Genomic DNA, 24,447 nt, shown 5'->3' with positions numbered 1-24,447 from the left:
CATCGCATTTGTTTATTTTATCAATATGATAGCCACAGAAAACCTAAACAAGCCTTATAAGTCCCATATAATTGAAGAATTATTAGCAAACACTCAAGAATTAATCAATTCTGAATTGATCAGATCATAATTTTGTAAAATATTAGTTTTACTTATCTTATTTAAAAATAGGTAACTACCTGTTTTATTTTATTTAACACGTTTTTAACTTCGTTTAGTTCGGTTTGTTCCGAACTAATGTTTATTTTTGCCATGTAATTATTAAAATAAGTAATAATGACGAAAGAGATATGTAGTAAAAAAATGGCGCTTGTAGAAAGACTTGGCGTGCATTTAGAAAGTAAAAATAATTTAGCGCCTGTTGCAGCACGCATAATGGCGTACATTATTTTAACAGGGAAACGAGGTACAACTTTCGATGAGATGGTTGAAGTGTTATGCGCAAGTAAAAGCACAATATCTACACATTTAAACCATTTACAAGACCTAAAAAAAATAGAATATTTTACTAAAACGGGCGACCGTAAAAAGTACTTTGTAGTTAATAAAGATTCGGTATTAAATCATATCGATACTATGATGGATGAATGGGAATCTGTTAAGGCGCTTCATCTTGAAATGAAAGCTTATAAAGAAGCTATAAATGAGAATGCAACCGAAGAAGATGAAAAATTCGACCTAACATTTCATAATAATTACCTCAAATTTATTGCAAGTGCTTCTGCATCAATGAAAGAACTAAAAGAAAACCTAATTAAAAATAAATTCAACCTTTAAAATAATGAAAATAAATAAAATAATTTCAATATTATCAATAGCTAGTATTTTTCTAGTTGTGATTAGCTGTGATAATAATGATAAAGCGAAAGCGACTTCAGCACAACAGCAACAGGTTTTACCTTTTCCTGTAACACAATTACAAACAAAAACCGTAACTGGTTATACTGATTACCCTGCAACTATAGAGGGTAAAGTAAATAGTGATGTAAGAGCAAAAACGTCTGGATATATAGAAAAAGTATATGTAGACGAAGGTCAAAAAGTACATAAAGGACAAGTTTTATTTAAATTAGAAACCCAATCTTTAAGTCAAGATGCAGGTGCTGCAAAAGCAAGTGTAAACGTGGCACAAGTAGAGGTTAATAAATTAATTCCTTTGGTAGAAAAAAACATAATTAGTCCAGTACAATTAGAAACAGCCAAAGCTAATTTAGCACAAGCAAAAGCTAATTATAGTAGTGTTACAGCCAATATTGGTTATGCCACAATTAAGAGTCCTATAGATGGTTATGTTGGCGCTATTAATTTTAGAGAAGGTACTTTAATTAGTCCTAGTGATGCTACTCCATTAACAACAGTGAGTCAAATTGACGAAGTATATGCTTTTTTTAGTTTTAACGAAGCGCAATACATCAATCACTTACAACGCTCAGAAGGTCAAAACAAAGCAGAGCGTATTAAGAATTCGCCAGATTTAACGTTGATTTTGGCTAATGGTAAAGAGTATTCTGAAAAAGGGCGTATTCAAACCAGTACAGGTCAAATCAACCAAAGTACAGGAACCATTCAAATTAGAGCAGCTTTTGATAATCCTAACGAAATTTTAACCAATGGTAACAGTGGTAAAATAAGATTCCCAATCACTTATAAAGATGCTATTGTAGTTCCGCAATCGGCTACTTTTGAGCAACAAGGAAATATTATGATTTTTAAACTGACCCAAGACAATAAAGTAGCTACATCCATTTTAAAAATAAAAGGAACAGTAGACAATCTTTATGTAGTAGAATCAGGACTTACAACGAACGATAAAATTATAGTTTCTGGAGTTGGAAAATTAAGAAACGGTATGGAAATATCGCCAAAAGAAACTTCTTTTAAAGAAGCCACAACCCAAGTAGCTACCTTATTTAGAAACTAGATAACCCAAACACATATTTATCATGTTAAAAACATTTATTGAAAGACCCGTTCTTTCAACAGTAATCTCTATTATCATAGTTTTACTAGGAGTAATTAGTATAACTAGCTTACCTATAGAGGAATACCCAGATATTGCACCCCCAACAATTAAAGTTACCGCCAATTATACAGGTGCCAATGCAGAAACTGTTTTAGAGAGTGTAATTATACCTATAGAAGAGCAAATTAATGGTGTAGAAGGCATGACGTACATTACTTCTACAGCATCAAATACAGGTACAGCCGAAATTACGGTATATTTTGATCAAGAAACAGATGCAGATATTGCAGCTGTTAATGTTCAAAACCGTGTTGCTAGAGCGACACCTTTACTACCATCAGAGGTAACTCAAACAGGAGTTGTAACACAAAAGCAAGAAACCAGTGCGTTGATGTTTATCTCAATGTATTCTGAAAACGAAGATTACGACGCTACTTTTATTCAGAATTACTTAAAAATCAATGTAATTCCTGCTGTACAACGTATTAGTGGTGTTGGAGACGTAAGCGTCTTTTCGCAACAAGATTATGCCATGAGAATTTGGTTAAATCCAGAAAAGTTGGCTTCTTATGGGTTAATTCCTTCGGATGTAACTGCTGCATTAGCTGAACAAAATTTAGAAGCTGCTGCAGGTTCTTTAGGGCAAAATAATGGGGAATCATTCTCATACACATTAACCTATAGTGGTCGTTTTAAAGACGAAGCACAATACAGCGACATTGTACTAAAAGCTTTAGGAAATGGAGAGTTTTTGAGGCTTAAAGATATTGCAATCATTGAGTTAGATGCACAATCTTACGCGTCTAATGCCATGACTATAGGAAAGCCTGCAGTTTTTATGGGTATTTTTCAGACCAAAGGATCCAATGCACAGGAAATTATAGAAAACATTAAAACTACTTTTCAATCTATAGAAAAAGACCTTCCTGAAGGATTACATATTTCAATACCGTATGATACAAGTTTATTTTTAAATGCGTCTATAGAAAAAGTAATAAGTACCTTAATAGAAGCTTTTTTACTCGTATTTTTAGTTGTATTTATATTTCTTCAAGATTTTAGATCTACATTAATCCCTGCAATAGCAGTACCTGTATCTATAATTGGTACCTTCTTTTTCTTAAATGTTTTCGGGTACTCAATCAATCTATTAACATTATTTGCTTTAGTACTCGCTATTGGTATTGTGGTAGATGATACTATTGTAGTTGTAGAAGCGGTTCATGCTAAAATGGATGAAGGCGAACACAATCCTAAAAAAGCCACACTAACTGCCATGAACGAAATTTCTGGAGCTATTATTTCTATTACCTTAGTAATGGCTGCAGTATTTATTCCTGTAACTTTCATTACAGGACCAACAGGAGTATTTTACGAGCAGTTTGGTGTTACGCTAATTATTGCCATATTAATTTCGGCAGTAAATGCCTTAACTTTAAGTCCTGCATTATGTGCCTTATTATTAAAAGAACATAAAGATGACGAAGAATTAAAAGGAAAAGGACCATTAAAACGTTTTTATACGCTATTCAATCGTGGTTTTAATGCAACTATTGATAGATACGGAAAATCACTTCAATTACTATACAAACGAAAATGGATTTCTGGTTTACTATTAGTATTAGCCATATTTGGTATTTTTTATGCAGCCAAAACAACACCTACAGGTTTTGTACCAAATGAAGATAGAGGAATTATTTTCGCTAATATAGAATTACCAGCAGGCGCTTCTTTAGACAGAACCAATGCAGTAGCTAATGAGTTGTTTGAAAAAACAAAAGATTTACCAGGAGTTACTGGAGTTTCATTTATTAAAGGGAGTAGTTTAATAAGTGGTGCTGGTAGTAATTTTGGAATTGGATTTTTTGAATTAGACGATTGGGATGAACGTAAAGATCCATCATTGGCATCTCAAGCCATTATTGGAAAATTGTTTGGTATTGCGGCTACTATACCAGAAGCAAATATTATTTTCTTTGCGCCACCAAGTATACGAGGTTTTGGTAACTCATCTGGTTTTGAAGTTAATTTATTAGATAAATTTGGAGGCGAGTTTACAGACTTAGATAAAGCCAATAAAGACTTTTCTATGGCTTTAATGAAACATCCCGAAATTAAATATGCAACATCAGCTTTTAACACCAATTATCCACAATATGAGATGGAAGTTAATGTGCCTTTAGCAAAAGAAAAAGGCGTTCCAATTAATAGTATTTTTTCAACATTACAAGGATATATTGGAGGAATATACGCTTCAGATTTTTCTAAATATGGAAAACAATTTAGAGTCTATATTCAAGCATTACCAGAAGATAGAGCAGACGAGAATGCCTTAAACAGCATGTATGTGCGTACAGATTCTGGAGAGATGACGCCAATTACACAGTTTGTAACCTTAGAGCGTGTGTATGGACCACAATCAGTAACACGTTTCAACCTTTTTAATTCAACAACAATAACAGGTGCTACAAACGAAGGTTTTAGTACAGGTGATGCCATTAGAGTTATTGAAGAGGAAGTTGCCAAACTACCAAGTAATTATACTGTGGCATATTCTGGTTTAACTCGAGAAGAGGTAAATGCAGGAAACCAAACGACGTTTATATTTATACTAAGCATCTTATTTGTATACTTTTTATTAAGTGCGCAATACGAAAGTTATTTACTACCATTTGCTGTAATATTTTCATTACCATTTGGGGTATTTGGCGCCTATATTAGTACAAAGTTTTTAGGTTTAGAAAATAACATCTACTTTCAGATTGCCTTAATTATGCTTATTGGATTATTGGCTAAAAATGCCATTTTAATTGTAGAGTTTGCTTTGGCAAGAAGAAAAGAAGGAGAAAGTATTGTGGATGCTGCTATAGATGGTGCTAAAGCACGTTTAAGACCTATTTTAATGACCTCTTTTGCCTTTATACTTGGGTTAATGCCTTTAGCATTAGCTTCAGGTGTTGGCTCAGAAGGAAACAACTCAATTGGTACTGGTGCTGCAGGAGGTATGCTAATTGGTACAATTTTAGGAGTATTTGTAATTCCTATTCTATTTATTTTATTTCAATGGTTACAAGAAAAAATTTCTGGTAAGCCTAATGTACAAACAATTGAAGCTTAAAAAGATGAAACTAAATATAAAAAAGAATCACCTTAAAAAAGGTACCCTTTTGGTAATGATGGCTATTGTATTACAAAGTTGTTTTTCAGCAAAAGAGTATACAAGACCAATACTTAACGAAACCGAAAATTTATTCAGAACAGAAAATTTGCCCACAGATAGTATTTCTTTGGCAGCGGTTTCTTGGAAAAATTTATTTACAGACCAGTATTTGCAAAACTATATTGCAGAAGGTTTAGCACAAAATATGGATGTGCGTATAGCGCTACAGCAAATGATTGCTGCAGAAGCTTATGCCAAACAAGGTAAGGCAGGTTATTTGCCATCTGTAAGTATTGGAGCCAATGTTACGCACCAAGAATTATCAGAAAACAGTCAGTTTGGCGATTTGTTTAGTGGTGGAATAGACACGTATGAGATTGCTGCCAATTTATCTTGGGAAGCCGATATTTGGGGTAAAATAAAAAGTAATGTAAGGGCAACACAGGCAGCCTATTTGCAAAATGTTGCTGCTCATAAAGCGATTAAAACACAATTAATTGCAAGTATAGCCAATACCTATTACAATTTATTGGCTTTGGATGCACAGTTAAAAGTTACGCAACAAACCATTGCGACTCGTAAAAGTAGTGTAGCTACTATTAAAGCCTTAAAAGAAGCTGGACAAGTAACTCAGGTAGCTGTAGACCAGAATATTGCGCAATACAATAGTGCACAAGCATTAGCTGTAGATATAGAAACGGCTATTTTTAAAACAGAAAATACGTTGAGTATTTTGTTGGGTAAAACTCCCCAACATTTTGAACGTACAGCATTAGACGATCAAAAAATAACAGAAGATATTGTTTTAGGTGTACCTACTTTGTTGTTAAGAAATAGACCTGATGTTATTGCTGCTGAGTATGGATTAATTCAATCTTTTGAGTTGACTAATGTAGCGAACAGTAGTTTTTATCCGTCGTTAACTTTAACTGCTTCTGGAGGATTACAAAGTTTAGATGTTGATGATTTGTTTGATACAAGTTCTCTGTTTGCAACGATTGTGGGAGGAATTACTCAACCGATTTTTAATCAAAGGAAATTAAAAACACAGAAAGAAGTGGCAATTGCCAACCAAGAAACTGCATTGTTAAACTTTAAGAAAACCTTATTAACAGCAGGTAACGAAGTTTCTAACGCTTTATTTACGTACGAATCTGAAGTAAAGAAATATGAATACAGAAAAAACGAAGTAGAAGCCTTAAGAATGGCAGAAACCAATTCAGAAGAGCTGCTTAAAAATGGTTATGCCAATTATTTAGATTTATTAACAGCAAGACAAAGCGCTTTAAGTGCAGAATTGAATGTTATTGATAGTAAATTGCAACAATTGGTTGCTGTGGTAGATTTATACGAAGCATTAGGTGGCGGATTGCAATAAAATTTAAATGTTTTGAGTTTTAGGGTACTCAAGTTTTAAAAAGAGGTTTGTATATATTATGCAAACCTCTTTTTTAATAGAAAAGTTTTTGCTTGCCCTATTTAAGTGACGTTTTAAGCTTTATTGAAATTGTAAAAGGCTTACTTTTAACAAAAGGTAAAATTTTGCTTAAAAACTATTTTATAATTTTTAAACATCAAATAATAATAGTAGTTTCAATCTTTAAAAGTTACATTTACAACTATAGCCCATCATCCTATGAAAAAAATACTTGTACTCTTTGCGCATCCAAAGTTCGAAAAATCGAGGGTAAATACTGCTTTAATAGAACAGATTAGAGGAAAAGAAAATGTAACCATCCAAGATTTGTACGAACAGTATCATGATTTTCATATTGATGTTAAAGCAGAAAAAGAATTGTTAGCACAACATGATATTATCATCTGGCATCATCCTTTTTATTGGTACAGTTGTCCGCCTTTGTTAAAACAATGGATAGATATGGTTTTAGAGTTTAACTGGGCTTATGGGCCAAATGGAAAAGCCTTGCAAGGTAAAATATGTTTGAATGCCATAACTACTGGTGCGTCTAAAGAAATGTACTGTTCTGAAGGGATTAATAGTTTTACAGTAAGGCAATTTTTAATGCCTTTTGAGCAAACTGCTAATTTGTGTAATATGACGTATTTTCCACCTTTTGCAGTAATGGGTACACACAAATTATCTGATGAGGTTTTAGAAAAAGCGACTATGCAATATGGTAAAGCCATTGATTTATTGCAAAACAGTTTAACGCTTAACGATATAGAGAATCAATCTTTTTTAAATGAAATTCCACAATTAAATCCTTTATAAATTATGACAGGAACGATACTTTTTGAAGCTATTGTATTTTTGGCTGGCGCAATTTTATGCGTTTCTATCGCCAAAAGATTGGGATTAAGTTCTGTAATTGGCTATTTGTTTGCGGGTGTTTTAATAGGCCCTTATGTGTTGGGTTTTATTGGAGAAGAAGGAGATGATATTTTACACTTTGCAGAGTTTGGTGTTGTAATGATGCTATTTTTAATAGGATTAGAAATAGAACCCAAGAACTTTTGGAACATGCGAAAAACCATTTTAGGCATGGGAGGCATACAAGTGGGAGGTACATTACTGATTTCTTATTTATTGTTTCACTTTTTAGGCTTCGATTTTAAAGTGGCATTGGTAATTTCTATGGCAGTTGCTTTGTCTTCTACAGCCATTGCCATGCAAACCATTAAAGAAAAAGGCTTAATGGAAACCACTTTTGGTACTTCTGCCTTTTCTATTTTATTGTTTCAAGATATTATTGTGATTTTTATGTTGGGTTTTATGCCTTTATTGTCTAGCAATGAAGGGAGTACAACTACGGATGCCCAACATAGTGAACAAACCAATTTAATTGCAGATTTGCCTATGGGATATCAAACCCTGGCGATTATTTTATCTGTAGCATTAATAGTAGTTGCTGGGCGCTATTTAATTGTACCCATGTTAAGAAAAGTGGCCAAAACAGGGGTAAGAGAATTGTTAATTGCAGCTGCTTTATTTATTGTATTTGGGATTTCTTTTTTAATGGAATTTGTTGGGATAAGTCCGGCTTTAGGAGCCTTTTTAGGTGGTGTTGTTTTGTCTGGTAGTGAGTTTAAACACGAACTAGAAAGCACCTTAGAACCCTTTAAAAACTTATTGTTAGGCTTGTTTTTTATGGCTGTAGGTGCCTCTATTAACTTTATTGTTATTGCCAATAATCCGTTAACTATTGGTGGTTTGTTAATTGGCATTATTGTTATTAAAGCCTTGGTATTGTTTGTAACAGGAGTAGTGTTTGGGTTAAAATTAGATCAAAAGTTAATGCTGACCTTTGGCTTGGCACAAATAGGTGAATTTGCTTTTGTACTCTTGTCTTTTGCCTTTGGCCTGCATATTTTATCGCAAGAAGAAATGGACCTACTTTTGGTAATTACAGCATTATCGATGTCTTTAACGCCAATTATTAGTATGGTAAACGAGCGACTGATTTTGCCCAATATTGGTACCAAAGAGTCTGTAAAAAGACCTATGGATCATATTGCAAAATCACAAAAAATAATTTTAGTGGGCTTTGGACATTTTGGAAGTACTATTGGACGATTTTTAAGATCTCATGGGGTAGAAGCCACCATTTTAGATCATGATTCTAATCGTGTTGATTTTTTAAGAAAAATGGGTTTTGAAGTGTATTATGGAGATGCAACTCGAGTAGATTTGTTAGAATCAGCAGGTATTGCAGATGCCAAAATTATTATTTGTGCTACCAATAGATTGGCTGTTAGTAAGGCCATTAGTGCTTTGGTTAAAGAAAAGTATCCGCATGTGGAATTGATGATTCGTACAAAAAATAGATACGATGCGTATGAGTTGTTAAACCTGGGGCATAAAAATATTTATAGAGAATCTTTAGACACCTCTTTAAATTTAGCCAGAGATGTGTTGAGTAAAATGGGTTTTAGAAAATATACATTAAACAGACAGATTCAAAATTTTAAAAAGTACGATGAAGAAAGTTTAAGACGTTTGGCTGCAGAACCCAACAGAGGAGACAATTATATTTTTAAAGCCAGAGAAGAACTTAGACAACAAGAAGAGTTTTTAAATGATGATTTTAAACGCGGAATTATAGATTTTGACAAACATTGGGATAGTGAACATATTAAAAAAACCTTAGAAAAATCGAAATCGTATACGCTTTAATTTAGCTGTTATTGGTTTTCTATTTTAATGATGCTTTAAATTGGATAATTCGAGGGTAATTTTGTAGTGTACTAATACTTAAAATTGACTGTTTTTTTGAGGAGGCTTACTATGGCTTAAATATGACGTTAATATGACGCTAATATGACGTAAATATGACGCAACCCTAAGATGCAAATGATGAAAAATAAAATATTAAAAATTATAAAGAAAATGGTTTATGGAATTGTAGGGTTTGTGCTGATTTTGGTGCTTATTGTGGTATTATTTATCAACTTAAGTCCGCAATTTGGAGGCAAAGCTAGCAAAGCACAAAAAGCCAGCTATCAAAAATCTAAGCAATATAAAGATGGTGTATTTGTAAATACCAATGAAGTTCAGTTAGATATGAGCCTTAAAGATATGGGTACAAGCTTGTTGGGCTATTTTAAAGGGCAAGTCAATACTAAACCCAAAGAAAATATTAATGTGGCTAAAATAGACTCTTTAGCACTTGCAAATTATAAAGGAAAAACTCGTTTTATATGGTTTGGCCATTCTACGTTTTTAGTACAAATGGAGAACAAAACCTTATTGATAGACCCAATGTTTGGCAAAGTACCTGCACCTTTAGACCAATTGGGAAGCGAACGTTTTAGCAAAGAATTGCCCATTGCTATAGAAAAATTGCCAGCGATTGATGCTGTTTTAATTTCTCATGATCATTATGATCATTTAGATTATGGCTCTATAAAGGCCTTAAAAGACAAAGTAAAACACTTTTATACCCCTTTGGGTGTTGGCGTTCATTTAGAAGCTTGGGGAATTCCTAAAACAAAAATTACAGAGTTAGATTGGTGGCAAGCACACGATTTTTATGATTTAAAATTTGTTTGTACACCTGCACAACATTTTTCTGGTAGAGGTTTGACAGACCGAACCAAAACTTTATGGAGTTCTTGGGTGATACAATCTTCTACCGAAAATATCTTTTTTAGTGGCGATAGTGGTTATGCCCATCATTTTAAACAAATAGGCGAAACATATGGCCCTTTTGATTTTGCCATGATAGAATGTGGTCAGTACAACAAAATGTGGCCAGAAATACACATGTTTCCTGAAGAAACTGTACAAGCCAGTATCGATTTAAAAGCCAGAGAATTCATGCCTATTCATTGGGGGGCTTTTAAATTGGCAATGCATGCTTGGACAGAGCCTATAGAACGTGTAAGCGCAAAAGCCAAAGCTTTAAAGGTGAATCTGCGTACACCAAAAATTGGTGAAGAAATTTATATAGATGGCAGCCAAACTAACAACACAAAGTGGTGGCAAATGGATTGATTGGTAGTGGTTTTGTAATTTTGTTTGTGCCTAGCCTAGCGTGTTTTAGCATTGAATTAGGCGTTTTTATGCATGTAGATGGTTTATGATTTCCTTCATTTTTTCATTCGGGTTGCTCCAATTTAATTGTTTAAAGGGTGTTAAATTTAATTTTTTGGTAATCTCTCTCATCACCAAATTATTGAATAACGTATAATCGTCTTTTAAATAGTCTACTTTAGAACTATAATAATTTAGCACTCCCGTTATTTTTCTATCATTATCTGTGCTATGAAATTTTATTTCTCTAATGGCATATTTTAGATATTTTATAACTTTTTCTTCTAAAAGCAAGTTATGTCTAATTTTTCTAAAGAATTTTACCATGGTTTAACGATAGTTAATATTAAAAAAGCAACGTTGTTGTGTAAGCAGTTGCATTGTGATTGCATTAAAGTTAGGAAATAAATCTCAGATAGAAAGTATTAAAGAATTTTGCAAGCTAGAAATAGCAATAAATTATCTACTATTCTGTAAGTAGTTATTTTTCAAATAATTCTTGAATAATTTGTTCAAATTTCTCATTAGATGGCTTAGGAGCATTGTTATCAATAACCTTATTTTCTGTATCTAAAATAACGTATCTAGGAATTGTTAATCCATAACTGTTTTTTATGTTTAAGAACTTAATAAACTTTGATTTATTAAGGTTTAAAATTTTAAACTGATTGCCATTTGGTAAAAAATTTTCAAAATAAATACTCTGTTTTATCCATTGTTCTGAATCTTTATCTACAGAAAAGTATATAAATTTTAGGTTATATTTTTGTGCTAATTTTTCTCTAATTTCATTACCTACAACTATTTCTTTTACACAAGGTTGGCACCAACTTGCCCAAAAATCGATAACTTTTATTTGCTTATTATTTAAAATAGAACTTATATTTATAGTATCTTTTGATAAGTTGATTACAGACTCTTTTAGATTTTTAGGCACTATTTCATTTAATGCATTAAGTTCATTTATAATATCTTCAACAGCTTTAATATAAGTTGGGTCTGTAATTGTTTTTTTATATTCTTTTATGGTTGTTTTCATAAACTCATTACTGTTTTTATCTTTCCCAAATCCTCTATTATAGTAATCAACAATTAACCTTCCTGTTACGTATTTTACAATTGTATCATTAAAATTATGTTTTATGAAGTTTAACTCTTGTTTAAAAGATTCTTTAGAAAAAGGTTTTTCTTCGCTTTTAACAAAGTATTGTCTAATGAGGGGAACTATACTCATTTTGTAATACATATTATTTACTAAACGAGGTTTATTTAAATCTTGTAGTTTTATATTGTTTAGATAACTATCCAAATCAAAAAAATCTCCTTCATCTCTATTAGAGTTTTTTATTATTGTTGTTAAATCTTCACTAGTATTTATAGTATATATATCTTGAACTTCAGACCTTGGACGTATTAAATTAAGTAAATATTCTAATTCTAATTCTTCCTTAATCGCTGTTTTAAACTCATTAGAAACACTTTTATGTTTTTCGATATAATCATTTAAAAAGTTAAGTCTTGAATTGTAAAATGATTCACATTTTTTCTTGTATGTTATAAAATCTGCATTTAACTTACTAAATTTTAAATCTGTCCAAGGATCAAATTTTTGCTCTAATTCAAGAAAGAAGTTATAGTGACTTGAATTCTTTCCTTTAAAGTTAAGTATACCATTTTTAAGTTCAAAATGAATACTATCTCCTGGAGTAATAAATACTCTTACAGGATAGTAGGTATTGTTTCCAAAACCAGAAAATTCAAATATTTTTGGAGATTCTACTTCCCTAAAATTGATAATAACTGTATCTTTTAAATAGGTTGTTTCCTTTTTATGTAATTTATTGTAAAAATTTGATTCACTAGATATGTTAACAGATTCATTAAACCCAACTTCGTCACTTATACCACTAAAATATACTTCGCTACTGGTTTTTTTTATTGAGTTATTTCTATTTTCATTTTTAGTTAAGCAACTAAAAAAAGAGAATAAAATAATATAATACACCTTTTTCATTAAATTACGATTTTTTAGTTTATTTACCCATACCTTGTTGTATAATAAAAGTAGCGAGGTTTAAGTACTAAAGTTAGCAAATAAATTACAGATAGAAAGTTTGCGAGGTTTAAAGGTTAGCTGTTGGACTAGTGATTTATTTTGTAAGGTGTTGGTAAATTGTTTATTCTTCGTAAAAATTATTTCCATCTGTAATAAATTTTTCCAAAAATGAATGAACTTGTATAAGTTCTATTTTATTTTCAGAAATTGACTTTATTTTATATTCTCTTTTAAATTCGAATCTGTTTTCGGCTAATTTTCCACCTTTAATGTGTAAAATTAAATTATTAGTCAAATGATAATCATTAGTTTTAGGCTTGTAAAGTCCTTTTTTAAATTCCCAAGTTGCTTTGTCTACATATGGTATTCCATTTGCACATTCATAACTCTCTGTCATGTTTTTCATATATAATTCTCCATTTTCTTTAAATTCAATTAAAAATTCGTCGAACCTTTTCATTTTCTGCGCTCTAAAACTATAAAAAGTTAACGATTTGTCGTTATATTCAATTGTCTTAGAACTCCATTTTTGTAAGATAAACTCTTTTATTATTTCAGTATTCAGCTCTATTTTTTGTTCAACAGTTTTTTGTTTTTTTTTCTTGTCAAGAGATACAATTCCTATTTCAGGTTTATTGTTATTTGTGCAATTTCCAAATAACAAAATCAATAATATAATTGTTAGAATTTTTCTTTTCATTTTATATTTTTCTTTAATCTTTGCGAAAGTATTTGTACAAGTTAAGTTGCCAAGATTAAGCAATATAATTACTTAATAATAAATGACATATAAAATACTCTAGGGTTTACCAGTTTTATTTTTTTACAATGTGTTGTCTTCTTTTATTCAAAAATTAGTGTTAACGCTCCGTTTTCATGAATCAAATTCCATTTTTTGCACAGTTGGTCAAATTCTGATTTCATTTTTTCAATATCTGCTAAGTTCATTTTCGGAACTTGAATTCCGCTTCTATTTTCAGCTTCCCAATTTACCAATTCAATAAATTCTTCAGTTTTTGCTGCTCCAGAACCAATTGATTGAAGGTTTCTTGCCATAATTTCAGATAGCCAGGTTTCAGCGTCCAAAGTTTTAATTATCTCTTTATCAGATAATGCTGCTATGGTCATTCCAGAATTAACTTTTCCATAAAAACCATTTTTTAACTTAAATTCTTTTTCTACAATGTAGTGAGCAATATCGTGATTTGGCAAATCTGGTCCAAGGTTTATACTTGTAAAAGTTCCATCTTTTCTTCTACAAGTTAACGTGTTTCTATTTTTACCTTTGGTGATGATTATTTCCATTTCTAAAAATTGTAGCTATTGTCTTTAATGAATTGAATTGTGTAAAAAGATTTTATTGTCATGAATTAGACATAAACTAATTTGTATGTTACCTAATTGTCTTGAATTTAGGAATATACAAAATATAATAGAGATAGAGCGCCCTTGAAGATTTTATCAACATTACAAGAGTTTATTGAAGTTTGGTAGTGAAGGAATCAGTTTAATTTGTAAACTTTACACCTGGGCTTTTAAACTTTGATTTGGTTTTTTACTCTTTTTTCCAGTTCATTTTGTTTAAAATCAAACCACGTTTGTCTAAAGTTAGAATGGTCAATTATATACCTAAAATTCTGAAAAGGTTTTTTATTCGCCAATACTTCTTCTAATGCTGATTGAAGTTTTTTGTCTGATAACTGAGCCACAAAGAGCTCCATAATTTTAAAAGATTCAACGCTCTCTAAAGCTTCAAACTTTATAAAATCTGCTTTATGTTGCTTTATTTTATCTAGTTCCTCACCAAAAGCTTCACGAAAAATATCTTCATCCATTATTTCAGTAAAATTCGGAATGGCAATTACTTCGTTTGTTTTAGGGTTATAGAAACAGTCAGATCCGCAATCCAATTCTTGCGCAATTTCTTTGATGATATGTTCTCTAGATTTATCCAAAAAAACAAGCGTTTTTATCTTCTTTTATAATTTCAATAATTTTATCTAAATAATTAGATGCTGGAAAAGGCTTGTAAATTTCCCAATTGCCACTGGCTCTCATCCAATATAAATTCCATTCTTTTCTAGATTTGTAGTATCGTATTTTGGCAAAATCTAATTGTTGTTTCTTTGTTGGGTCTTGCCAATCAGGTCTAATTTCAAATAATAGTACCACTTTTCCGTCATAAGAATATCCAATATCTACTTGTTCTCGAATTTCTGGATTTTCTGGACGTAGCGATTCTACATACTTTTTTATAGTAGATTCATTGATGTCAATTGTTTTGTTTGCCATTTTGTTACGATATTTCTACTTACAAACGTATTTGTTTACTAAAAGTTGTTTGTATCACATCAAAGTTAGTAAATAAAATGGAGATAGAAAGACATCAAAGATGTATATAAGTATGATTAGAATTTGTACAAGACTAAAAAATGCACTCAAACGAAAAACACCATACATGAGCTATTATGAGAGCAGTACTAAAGTAGAAGATTGAGACCTTTTTTACATTTTTTAAAACAATACTTTTAAATGTGCAGGCTTTTGTTATTTATTAGGTTCAATATGAATTAATACCTCTCCTAAATTAGGTATGTTATGTTGTAGATAATCTTTTAAGTTATGTGAGATATCATGACCCGATTTTACTGTAATATCACTATCTACAATTGCGTGTAAATCAACATGAAATGTCATCCCCGATTTTCGAATAAAACATTTTTCTGTTTCTAAAACCCCTTTTACATGAGTTGATTTTTCTCTAATTTCTAGTATGAGTTCGTCATACAATTGTTCGTCCATAACTTCTCCTAATGCAGGGCGTAAAATTAAATAACTATTATACAAGATAAATGCAGACGCAAATAATGCTGCCCAATCGTCAGCAGTTTCATAGCCTTTTCCAAATAGTAATGCTATCGTAATTCCTATAAATGCCATTATCGAAGTTATAGCATCACTTCTATGATGCCAAGCTTCTGCTTTTAGCGAAGAACTATTTGTTTGTTTACTTTTTTTAATTACGATTTGAAATGAGATTTCTTTCCAAAGGATAATTAATGCCAAAACAATCAAAGTCCATGATTTCGGAATTTTATGAGGTGTCCTAATGTTTTGAATACTTTCGTAAGCAATTATTGTTGCAGAAACCACAAGAAAAGCAACCACGCCAAAAGTAATTAATGGTTCAATTTTTCCGTGTCCATAAGGATGGTTTTTGTCTGCTGGGCGTTTTGCATATTTAAAACCTAATAAAACTAAAATTGAAGCAAAAATATCTCCTGTAGATTCTATGGCATCTGCAATTAAAGCATAAGAATTTCCAAAAAAACCAGCAAGTCCTTTTATTAGGGCTAAAGCAGTATTTCCAATTATGCTAAAATAGGTTGTTCGTATTGCAGTTTGTTCGTTATTCATTTTAAAAAATCACCTTTTTTAATGTATAATATTTGGCTTATTTAGCACTAAAGTTAGCAAATAAAATGGAGATAGAATGGCATCAAAGATTTATAAATATTACCGTTGTTTATAGATGGTTGGTTTTGAAACAAGTATTTATTTTTGTGAGTATTTACACTAACTATTCTTGTTTTATATATTTATAGCTACAACCTTCAGTGCAAAGAAATCCACTTGTGGGTGTAAGCATAAAATAATTGCTAAAAAATTCTAAATTATAAGTAATAAAGCCGTCGTTGTTTTCTGCTTCGCTATTAAATCCATCACAAGTATATTCCAATAGCAATTTATTTGCTTCTATAGAAAAGATTCCGTCCATACATTCTGTAAATCTATCTGAATAGAAAGTTTCATTAGCAAAGAATTCTAATTCTTGGCCATTTTCAACATCTATCCAATATTGAGGTCCGCCTGCACTTACGAATGCTTCTGTTAGTTTCCATTTACCAATCATTAAAGAAGCACTTGCAGGTATGGGCTCATCCATTGTTTCGTTGCATGCTACAAAAAACAGTAAAGTAATTATTAGGTAAAATTTAATTTTCATTTTATATGGTATTGTATACTAAAGATGCTTTTCTTCCATAAAGGTTGCGTTGCATTATGGTTGTATTATATACATACCCAATATCCATCACTTTAAACACTTATATTGCTGATATATACCTAGTAATTGTGAATTGGTTTTTACCAGTATTGCAGTTAAATTTACATTTTTAATATAACTTAGTACTAAAGTTAGCCCATTAAATACAGATAAAAAACCTGCGAGTGTTTAGTTAATTAAGGTTTAATTAGCAATTCATTTTAAACACAGCTGCCATTGTTTATTTTTCTGTTCCAATGTACATTGTTGCTGAATCTTCTATGTAAGTAGCAGGATTAAAAGAATCGTAAAATGTATTTCTAACATCTTCTAATGATTTAGATAGGTTTGATACCTTTTTAGTAAATTCAGCAGGATAATTGTTTTTATTAAAAATTTCTATAAGATTTTTATAACGATCAATGTTGGATAACATTCGGCTTGTTAATTGACCAAATCGCATTCTTATTGATTGTACTTTGTACATATATGTTTCTACATCACCAAGCCAAGCTTTATTTTTGTTCGCCTCAAATTGAGCAATTTTTTCATTAATTTTAATAAGGCATTTTTCTTTAAAAGCATCTCTCTGTTTGTCTAAAGTAGCCTTCATATATTCTTCTTCAAAATCTACAGAATTTACGCTGTAATAATCAAATTGATTTTGCAATAAGATTTTGTTTTCTTTTTTTAATTGCTTTAGTTCTTCATTAATCAACGCCCATTCATAATCAATTATAGATTTTTGTTGCTCAAATTGTCCTATCATATTTAAAAGATTAATCATATCTGGTGTTTTCGATTTTAGGGCTTTATCTTTTTTTCCTAATCCACTAACTATCGATGTAAGACCAGACGTTATCGTTTGAGAGATAGAACCATAAAGCGGAACTTTATTTGAAATATCAGAAACAATATTAAGAGAGTTTGTAATTATAGTAGCTACTGCATTATTTTTTTTCTGTCGGTTATACCATTTGGTATACTCTTTATTCCATTCGTTAAAAGCATCGTAATTTTTAATATTACTGATGTCTCCTAGATTATTGAAAAAAGATTGCGATTTTAAAAATAATTCTGCAGGTTTTATATCTCTCTGAACACTTAATAATTCAATAAAGGCAAGTTGACCATTTAATCGGATTTCAGTTTTTTGCTTAATTTCCAATTTTTTTAAACGACTTTCTGTTTTTTCCTGAATTGACTCTAAACCGTCAATTCTTTTTTTATAACCAGTAGTAGATTTAAGAATAAGCTGAAGGCTATCAATTGTTCTTTTTGCCTCAAGGTCTTCAATGGTTAATTTTTCTAATTCGTTATCTCTTTCAATCTTTATTTTTTCTGATACAGACTTATTTTCTTGACTATAATTGTAACTAGAAAAAGATATTATAAAAAGTATAAAAAGTAGTTTAGTTTTCATAAGATTTGTTTTATCGATTACATAAATACTCATTTTTTATGAATTTAAATAGCTATGCAACTATTATCTGTCTATAAATTGTGTTATAATTTTTATAAAATTTAAATGTATAAGGTTAACAAATAAAATGTAGCTAGAAATGTTGTTTCTATTTTTGCAAACACGTCTAAAGCTTTTTAAAGGGTAGGGTTGCTCTAGCACTTAATTTTTATACGGCTGCTATGGTTTGTATAGAAATTAAACAGCGATTAATTCCCCATTAAGCACTAGACCAAAACTTTTTAGTTTAATGTATTTTTTATTGTTTTTACCCAAAGATCATACCCTAATTCATTAAGGTGTGTTCCATCCGTGGTAAGATTTTTATTCATTAATCCGTTACTATCTGCAAAAACCTTGTACAAATCAATTAGTTCATAATTCGAATTTTTTTCATGGTTTTTAATAATGCTATTAACAGTGTTAATATTAGTAGCTATATCATCTTCGGAAGTGGGTAATATGGTTTGTAAATATATTTTTGTTTCAGGGGATTTCTCATGAATTATCTCAGTGATTTTAATAATGTTTTTAGCTACATATTCAACCGACGGAATTTCTTTTTGAAAGTGTAAGTTGAATAAATCATTTATTCCAATGAGTAAAAATAACGCCTTAGGTTTGTAATATGTAATTTCTTTAATTCGTTTTAGAACTCCATCAGTAACATCACCTGCAATTCCACGATTGCGAACATTCTTTTTATTTAGCCTTTTACTCCAATCTCCACCTTGTTCTGTTATGCTATTGCCAACAAAGACAATATCTCCAAAATGTAAAGGTGATTTTTTGAATTTTGCGATACGATGTTTGTAATTCACTTTTGTCCAATCTCCATGATATTTTATCTCGGTTGAGAGATCAGGATACAAACTGTCGATAGTATTTACGTTAAGATAAGAATTTTTAAAATCAATAGGCATCGTTTGTTCTGGTTGTAATTCAACAAAGTCTTCGTTCTTATTTTTTACCCAAACCGAAATCTTTTTCGATGGATTAAAAACAGTATTTTTAGCATACTTAAGCTGTTTAATCGCCTCTAAGTATTCTATTAATTCAATAGTTTTTGCATACCAAATATCATCCTTGTTTCCTAGAACATTGCAAATAGCGTCTGCTAATTCCCAATTATTATAAAACTCATAGCTATGTCCCCAAATATTTAATAACTGCATTTCTTTAGTGCTAGTATTGGCGAAAAACGAACCAAAATTTACAGCATTAAAAATATGGCAAGTTGGCTTTAATACGAGAAAATTAGCCTCTGGTAGTTCAAAATTTTGAGTAGATGTTGTCGTTCGCGCATACTTAATATCCAAGTCTTTTAATGATTTTAAGGTCTGATTGTCAAACGCACCAAATGGATAAGCCAAACCTTTAACAGGCTTACCAACTAATGCTGTAAGTTTAGTGATATCTGTAGATACCTCAGATTTTATCAATGCGTCTGTCTGATGATTTAAACCAAGATGGTTAGCTGTATGGCTAGAAATTTCATGTCCTGAATAGAGGTCTTTTATTTCCTTTTCGGATACAAAGTAAGTATCATATCCCAATTCAGTGCTCAACCATTCTGCTCTTTTACCTAATCTAGCCGAGTTTAAATGGAAGGTGCCAACAATCTTTGCTTTGTTTAATTTATCCACTAAAAGTCGGTCATGTTCAGAACCATCATCAAAGCTCATCACTAAGCATTTAAGTTTTCCGTCTGGAAATGCAAAGTTTTTGCCATCTATTAGGGTATTATCCAATAATTGTTCTTTAGTAGAATTGGCATTACTAGCATCACTATTTTTTAAAGAACTGTTGCAAGAGGTCAATAACAGAATTAAAAAAATCCAGTTTCCTATATATTTTAAATTCTTTATTTCCATTTGTTCACGTGTTCTACATTTTCTTCAAATTGTGCAGCTAACGATTTTACTCTTGATCGTAAGAGTAATTTTCTTCCGTCAATTGTCCTTGTGAAAATTAAGTCGCAAGAACCAACAAGTCGTTCCCATTGGTTTTTAAAATACTCCGCTAAATTCTTGTTGCGTCCGAGAATTTCAGGAACGGAATGATAGTCCTTTTGCTTTACAAAAAGCATAAATATGTTTTTTCTGATAATCACGTATCTTGGATTATCAATTGGCGCAATTACTTCTTGAAGGGCGTTTATAAAAGTTGATTTGTCGAAAGTTGTCCCACCTTCTAAATGACAGAATATTGCACCCCAATTGTCCACCGAGGTTTCCACCTTTAATTTTGAATAGTCAGTATTTATTGCTCCTGCCTTAATCAACGAGTTTAAAAGTGCGTCTCCAATTTGTTGAATGTCTTTTGAGATGTCTCTGTATTTAAAATATAGCCTTAATGTCTTGAATGTCAGTCTGCCAAAAATAGCTATTCCAATTGCACCAAAAATTGCGAGGAAAACATAAAGGTCTTGGGTAGTTTTTATATTCCTTGCTGCTCTCCCAAGACCTTGCAAACTTTCTAAACCAAAACCAACTAAGCCCGAACCTAAAGTGGCTAAAAGGTTGCGAATTGTTTTATTCAGGTACAATGACTTGACAGCTTTGTATTCTTTTTCTTCAGGGAAGGGGATTTTGATTTCTTCAACAAGTGTAACGCCTGTTTCAAGTGCCGTTTCCCATCTTTGTTTTAGACTTTCTCTGTCGCCTGCAAGGGAGAACATTTCAATATTCTTTCTCTCCGCTTCATCTTTATGATGAATGTTTTCTGACAAATTTAAACGCCCAACTCCATTTTCTATTCCGGGTTCTTCTTTAAATGAAACACCTACAAAACTTCTAAATCGTCTTTTTAGCAAATCAAAATCGTCTCCGCCTGTTGGCGAGGTTGGGTCAATACATACCAAATGCCAAATGTTTCCTGTCTTGTCGCCATTTCCGTTTTGAGTTCTAATGGCTCTGCCACGCATTTGATTGGAAAGCACAAACGAACCTACAAAACTTGCCAAGATTAAAGAATTGATTGCTGGAGCGTCCCATCCTTCACCAAGCAAAGATTTTGTCCCAATCAAAACTTCAATTTCTCCACGCTGAAAGATTTGAGTTACTATATGAACAATGTCGTGCTTGAGTTGCTCGGTTTGACTGATTAAAATGTAATTGCTGTCAAATGGAACAGGACTTGAATTGATTTGGTTAATTCCATATTTCGTTGCTTTACTTTGAAATGCAGGATAAGCACTTACAGGAATAATTATCATTGAACCTGTTAACACAGCAATTTTCTTGTTCTCTTTATTTTCTCGTCTTAATTTTTCAAAGATTGGAATAACTCCAATTTTATTTAGCTCAAGATTATTTTCAGGTGCATTGATGTAAAATTCTTTGCGTATAAAATCTGAAAGAATTACCAACCGTAAGTCATTGCCTAAATTCTTGTATTCAAAATCAACTATGTCTTTAATGCCATTTAACTTGCTGATGCTTGATGTCAGAAAGCCTGTTATACGTTTATTGTGAGAAAAGTTGATTTGTCGTCTTTCAATTGCTCCATATCTTCTTAGTCGATTTTCAAGAGTTTTTTGATGTTCTTCAAACGCTTTAAAGTTTTCTTTTTCCATGTAGAGATAAAAATCTAAAAGCGTTTCAATCCATTCATAATTAAGTTTTGGAATTTCAAATTTCTTATCGCCAATTACTTCAAGGTGAGTTTCTGGAATTTCCTTTTCGTTCGATTTTAGAAATATCAAGCAAGCAGAGTAATAGGAAAGATTATTATAAATCCAATCCAATTGCTCTGTTGGGTTTTGCCAAATAGGATGTTGCTCAATTGCCTGAATAATTGTTTCATCACTTTTAATTTCTTGAAAAAGCTTTTCAATACTTTGTCTGAAATCAACGATTTTTTGATTTTCATTTTCTGTTGGTAAAGTAAAATGAACGTAATCTTGATGTGGACATAAATCTCCTTCAATTACCAATTCCGGAATTGAAATCTCAGTGTCAACGGGTCCGTTTAGCTCAATATACCGTTGCCATTCTGTAGCCGTTACATCATAGGGTGGAGTGGCAGTTAAGCCAACAATAATTGGGTCTAATTTATCTTTGACTTTTGTAAGCGTTTGCCACCAATCATTTTTTAAATGGTGAGCTTCATCCACAACAATGGTTTTGATGTTTTGAGATTTTAGTCCGTTTACAATGTTGTCAAGTTCTGCATTGGTTGAATTGCCGTTTCCGTTTTCTTCTACTTCTTCTTCGTTATCAATTTCTACTTCTTCAATTCTCCAATTATTACAAGCTGCGTGAAGTCCTTGATAGGTTACAACTGTCATAAATTTTGGATTACGAATGTCTCTTGAAATCCAATCAGGTGTCAAGTTGGTTTGAAGAAAAAGTTCACAAAACCTTTGTATCCACTGATTGCGAATTGCAATTGTCGGAGCGAGTATTAAAGTAGGTTTATTCAGTCGAATAGCAACTTCAAGCCCTAATATAGTTTTACCCGAACCTGGTGGTGCAATTACATGAAGATGTCGGTCAGATAAGTGTTCTTGTAATTCATCAAGCACTCGTTGTTGGTATTTTCTCCAACTGTATTTGAATTTTATGTCTTTCGGATATTCTGTCAATCTGTAGTGTGTTGTTTCAACTTACGCCCTAATTCACACATAACCCCAACAACAATAATTTTATACAGCTTTGTTGGTTGAATATGCTTATAAGTTGTTATTTATTTTTTCATTCAATTGTTTATTTTCAGCTAAAACTTTTTCTTGTTGTTTTCCTCTAATATAAAATGAAATTCCACCAAAAGTAACAATGAGTCCAAAAAGCAAAGAAATAAACAGTAAAAGTATCAAACCAGCTACAGTAAGAAAAATACCATAATTTTTATTTTTTGTAGGATTTAAAGACCCATTCTGAGATCTAGAATTACCAGCTGCATCAAGTTTCATTTTCAATTTTCTTTCTGCCTCTTTTTCGTCTTTTAAAAAGTCTTTACAATTATCTTCAAATTGAGGTTTTTCATTTGTTATAGAACACACTAACCCAGTTTTAAAGTCAACGTGTCTTATTGAACAAATCTTACAAAATTCAAGACGTTCATTTAAAGTCATAGTCAATTTTTTTAAATTTTTATTTTTTAAAGTACTTGCAATATTTCATTTTCTGTCCAAGAACGTCTTTGTGTAAGATAAGTTGCAAGGTTAAGCTGTAAATCTACTAAATAATTTCAAACAAAGTAAACTTGCTAGAACAATTGTAAGTAGCCTAAAACCAGCCACGAATCATACACCTTGTTAAGCGCTATGGTTTTCAGTTACAATTTTTCTTTACTTCCTTTTCTCCAAAAGTAAATTCCAAAAGCACAAGTCACAATGGCAAACATAATTCCGTATTCGCCATGCCAATGTGCTGTTCCTTCATTTTTAAGAGTTAACTCCGGCAATATTTTTTGAATATATACATTGCTTACTGCGTGAAAAATGACCGCTGGCCAAAGGCTGTTCGACTTGAAAGTGTAGTAAGTTAACATAAACGACATAGAAACGATTACAACATAAAATGTTGCCAACTCCAAGATTACATTTTCGCCATAATATACAATTAATGGCCAATGCCAAGTTGCCCAAATAATTCCACTAAAAATGGAAACACCAGTAAACGAAAGCACTTTTCTTAATTCATAAATAAAAAAACCTCGCCATCCAATCTCTTCTCCTAAAGTGGTTGCTGCTGCTCTAATTACTTCGATAGTTCCTAATAAGAGAATGGCGATGATTACAATCGATGTTGAATTTAAAGTTCCTATTCCCATCAAACCAAGTTCTTTACCCCAATCTGTAATTGCTTCGCCATTTGTAAAACTTCCAAAGCCAAACCCCCAAATGAGTAGGTAAGTGATGAAACCATATAAAGCAGGAACAAAATAAGAAAGTCGAATATATTTCCAATTCCCCCAATTCCAATGTAGTGAAGCAATAGGGCGTTTTATCAGTTTTAAAGTGATTATGGTAGCTATTGCAGGACACCACATCAGACCTCCAATGTAGATGCGAGATGGATACAAATTAACTATCGCATAATGAAACAAAGCGCTTAAAATTGTAACAATAGCCAGAAAAATAAAGATTGTATTCCAGGCTTTTTTACGTTGTATTAAATTTTCTTGCATTTTGAACTTCTGATTAGTCTATGAATGAAAGACGAAGCGTTTATAGTTTTGTTACAATACGCTCAACGTGTTGGGGCAGTTTAAAGTCTGTGAGGATTGTTGTAAATAGGCGAGAATCAGCAATAAAGTTTG

At 31.6% G+C, this 24,447-nt stretch carries 20 protein-coding genes; 7 read left to right on the top strand and 13 right to left on the bottom strand.

Features of this window, described 5'->3' with window-relative positions:
- Positions 1-276 precede the first annotated feature (276 nt).
- From ACWYN7_RS08630 to ACWYN7_RS08600, 7 genes are all read left to right on the top strand, one after another.
- On the top strand, positions 277-777 hold the full coding sequence (locus tag ACWYN7_RS08630; protein ID WP_462859515.1) for a GbsR/MarR family transcriptional regulator: 501 nt from the start codon (positions 277-279) through the stop codon (positions 775-777).
- A 4-nt stretch (positions 778-781) separates the two neighbouring features.
- Complete coding sequence (locus ACWYN7_RS08625) at positions 782-1,921, top strand: efflux RND transporter periplasmic adaptor subunit (protein WP_462859514.1); 1,140 nt, start codon at positions 782-784, stop codon at positions 1,919-1,921.
- 22 nt (positions 1,922-1,943) lie between these two features.
- Positions 1,944-5,081: an efflux RND transporter permease subunit gene (locus ACWYN7_RS08620; protein WP_462859513.1), complete on the top strand. Its 3,138-nt coding sequence runs from the start codon at positions 1,944-1,946 to the stop codon at positions 5,079-5,081.
- Between the two features lie 4 nt (positions 5,082-5,085).
- Entirely contained in the window at positions 5,086-6,501 is a 1,416-nt protein-coding gene (locus ACWYN7_RS08615; protein ID WP_462859512.1) for an efflux transporter outer membrane subunit, read from the top strand.
- Between the two features lie 258 nt (positions 6,502-6,759).
- Positions 6,760-7,356, top strand: a complete 597-nt coding sequence (locus tag ACWYN7_RS08610) for an NAD(P)H-dependent oxidoreductase (RefSeq protein ID WP_462859511.1) — start codon at positions 6,760-6,762, stop codon at positions 7,354-7,356.
- Between the two features lie 3 nt (positions 7,357-7,359).
- Positions 7,360-9,258: a monovalent cation:proton antiporter-2 (CPA2) family protein gene (locus tag ACWYN7_RS08605; RefSeq protein WP_462859510.1), complete on the top strand. Its 1,899-nt coding sequence runs from the start codon at positions 7,360-7,362 to the stop codon at positions 9,256-9,258.
- Positions 9,259-9,438: 180 nt separating this feature from the next.
- On the top strand, positions 9,439-10,578 hold the full coding sequence (locus ACWYN7_RS08600; RefSeq protein ID WP_462859509.1) for an MBL fold metallo-hydrolase: 1,140 nt from the start codon (positions 9,439-9,441) through the stop codon (positions 10,576-10,578).
- A 66-nt stretch (positions 10,579-10,644) separates the two neighbouring features.
- Here ACWYN7_RS08600 and ACWYN7_RS08595 read toward each other — a convergent pair whose 3' ends face one another.
- From ACWYN7_RS08595 to ACWYN7_RS08535, 13 genes are all read right to left on the bottom strand, one after another.
- Positions 10,645-10,944, bottom strand: coding sequence for a DUF6933 domain-containing protein (locus ACWYN7_RS08595; RefSeq protein WP_462859508.1), 300 nt, complete (start codon positions 10,942-10,944; stop codon positions 10,645-10,647).
- Between the two features lie 154 nt (positions 10,945-11,098).
- Positions 11,099-12,631: a TlpA family protein disulfide reductase gene (locus tag ACWYN7_RS08590; RefSeq protein WP_462859507.1), complete on the bottom strand. Its 1,533-nt coding sequence runs from the start codon at positions 12,629-12,631 to the stop codon at positions 11,099-11,101.
- 163 nt (positions 12,632-12,794) lie between these two features.
- Positions 12,795-13,373, bottom strand: coding sequence for a hypothetical protein (locus ACWYN7_RS08585; protein WP_462859506.1), 579 nt, complete (start codon positions 13,371-13,373; stop codon positions 12,795-12,797).
- A 143-nt stretch (positions 13,374-13,516) separates the two neighbouring features.
- Positions 13,517-13,978 (bottom strand): hypothetical protein, encoded by a 462-nt coding sequence (locus tag ACWYN7_RS08580; protein ID WP_462859505.1) that lies wholly within the window; start codon positions 13,976-13,978, stop codon positions 13,517-13,519.
- Positions 13,979-14,208: 230 nt separating this feature from the next.
- The gene (locus tag ACWYN7_RS08575) at positions 14,209-14,628 is read right to left on the bottom strand and encodes a UPF0158 family protein (protein ID WP_462859504.1); all 420 of its coding nucleotides are present in this window, start codon (positions 14,626-14,628) and stop codon (positions 14,209-14,211) included.
- Entirely contained in the window at positions 14,621-14,965 is a 345-nt protein-coding gene (locus ACWYN7_RS08570; protein ID WP_462859503.1) for a DUF3024 domain-containing protein, read from the bottom strand. Before ACWYN7_RS08570 ends, ACWYN7_RS08575 begins: the two co-directional genes overlap by 8 nt.
- A gap of 255 nt (positions 14,966-15,220) precedes the next feature.
- The gene (locus tag ACWYN7_RS08565) at positions 15,221-16,090 is read right to left on the bottom strand and encodes a cation diffusion facilitator family transporter (protein ID WP_462859502.1); all 870 of its coding nucleotides are present in this window, start codon (positions 16,088-16,090) and stop codon (positions 15,221-15,223) included.
- Between the two features lie 163 nt (positions 16,091-16,253).
- Entirely contained in the window at positions 16,254-16,679 is a 426-nt protein-coding gene (locus ACWYN7_RS08560) for a hypothetical protein (RefSeq protein WP_462859500.1), read from the bottom strand.
- A gap of 280 nt (positions 16,680-16,959) precedes the next feature.
- Positions 16,960-18,141: a hypothetical protein gene (locus tag ACWYN7_RS08555; RefSeq protein ID WP_462859499.1), complete on the bottom strand. Its 1,182-nt coding sequence runs from the start codon at positions 18,139-18,141 to the stop codon at positions 16,960-16,962.
- A gap of 281 nt (positions 18,142-18,422) precedes the next feature.
- Positions 18,423-20,054, bottom strand: coding sequence for a GDSL-type esterase/lipase family protein (locus ACWYN7_RS08550; protein WP_462859498.1), 1,632 nt, complete (start codon positions 20,052-20,054; stop codon positions 18,423-18,425).
- Entirely contained in the window at positions 20,045-22,768 is a 2,724-nt protein-coding gene (locus ACWYN7_RS08545) for a DEAD/DEAH box helicase family protein (RefSeq protein WP_462859497.1), read from the bottom strand. The genes ACWYN7_RS08550 and ACWYN7_RS08545 overlap by 10 nt, the downstream gene beginning before the upstream one ends.
- An 87-nt stretch (positions 22,769-22,855) precedes the next feature.
- Positions 22,856-23,257 carry a hypothetical protein gene (locus ACWYN7_RS08540; RefSeq protein WP_462859496.1) on the bottom strand — a complete coding sequence of 134 codons (402 nt, stop codon included), beginning with the start codon at positions 23,255-23,257 and terminating at the stop codon, positions 22,856-22,858.
- A gap of 203 nt (positions 23,258-23,460) precedes the next feature.
- Positions 23,461-24,315, bottom strand: a complete 855-nt coding sequence (locus ACWYN7_RS08535) for a CPBP family intramembrane glutamic endopeptidase (protein ID WP_462859495.1) — start codon at positions 24,313-24,315, stop codon at positions 23,461-23,463.
- Positions 24,316-24,447: the final 132 nt, after the last annotated feature.

It is taken from the genome of Polaribacter sp. M10 (genome assembly GCF_054968445.1).
Note: the sequence above shows the minus strand (reverse complement) of the source record. Positions and strands in the feature narration are given on the sequence as shown.

Coding starts and splice junctions, on each gene's coding strand:
- ACWYN7_RS08630 (WP_462859515.1), top strand. CDS start 277: ATGACGAAAGAGATATGTAGTAAAAAAATGGCGCTTGTAGAAAGACTT.
- ACWYN7_RS08625 (WP_462859514.1), top strand. CDS start 782: ATGAAAATAAATAAAATAATTTCAATATTATCAATAGCTAGTATTTTT.
- ACWYN7_RS08620 (WP_462859513.1), top strand. CDS start 1,944: ATGTTAAAAACATTTATTGAAAGACCCGTTCTTTCAACAGTAATCTCT.
- ACWYN7_RS08615 (WP_462859512.1), top strand. CDS start 5,086: ATGAAACTAAATATAAAAAAGAATCACCTTAAAAAAGGTACCCTTTTG.
- ACWYN7_RS08610 (WP_462859511.1), top strand. CDS start 6,760: ATGAAAAAAATACTTGTACTCTTTGCGCATCCAAAGTTCGAAAAATCG.
- ACWYN7_RS08605 (WP_462859510.1), top strand. CDS start 7,360: ATGACAGGAACGATACTTTTTGAAGCTATTGTATTTTTGGCTGGCGCA.
- ACWYN7_RS08600 (WP_462859509.1), top strand. CDS start 9,439: ATGAAAAATAAAATATTAAAAATTATAAAGAAAATGGTTTATGGAATT.
- ACWYN7_RS08595 (WP_462859508.1), bottom strand. CDS start 10,944: ATGGTAAAATTCTTTAGAAAAATTAGACATAACTTGCTTTTAGAAGAA.
- ACWYN7_RS08590 (WP_462859507.1), bottom strand. CDS start 12,631: ATGAAAAAGGTGTATTATATTATTTTATTCTCTTTTTTTAGTTGCTTA.
- ACWYN7_RS08585 (WP_462859506.1), bottom strand. CDS start 13,373: ATGAAAAGAAAAATTCTAACAATTATATTATTGATTTTGTTATTTGGA.
- ACWYN7_RS08580 (WP_462859505.1), bottom strand. CDS start 13,978: ATGGAAATAATCATCACCAAAGGTAAAAATAGAAACACGTTAACTTGT.
- ACWYN7_RS08570 (WP_462859503.1), bottom strand. CDS start 14,965: ATGGCAAACAAAACAATTGACATCAATGAATCTACTATAAAAAAGTAT.
- ACWYN7_RS08565 (WP_462859502.1), bottom strand. CDS start 16,090: ATGAATAACGAACAAACTGCAATACGAACAACCTATTTTAGCATAATT.
- ACWYN7_RS08560 (WP_462859500.1), bottom strand. CDS start 16,679: ATGAAAATTAAATTTTACCTAATAATTACTTTACTGTTTTTTGTAGCA.
- ACWYN7_RS08555 (WP_462859499.1), bottom strand. CDS start 18,141: ATGAAAACTAAACTACTTTTTATACTTTTTATAATATCTTTTTCTAGT.
- ACWYN7_RS08550 (WP_462859498.1), bottom strand. CDS start 20,054: ATGGAAATAAAGAATTTAAAATATATAGGAAACTGGATTTTTTTAATT.
- ACWYN7_RS08540 (WP_462859496.1), bottom strand. CDS start 23,257: ATGACTTTAAATGAACGTCTTGAATTTTGTAAGATTTGTTCAATAAGA.
- ACWYN7_RS08535 (WP_462859495.1), bottom strand. CDS start 24,315: ATGCAAGAAAATTTAATACAACGTAAAAAAGCCTGGAATACAATCTTT.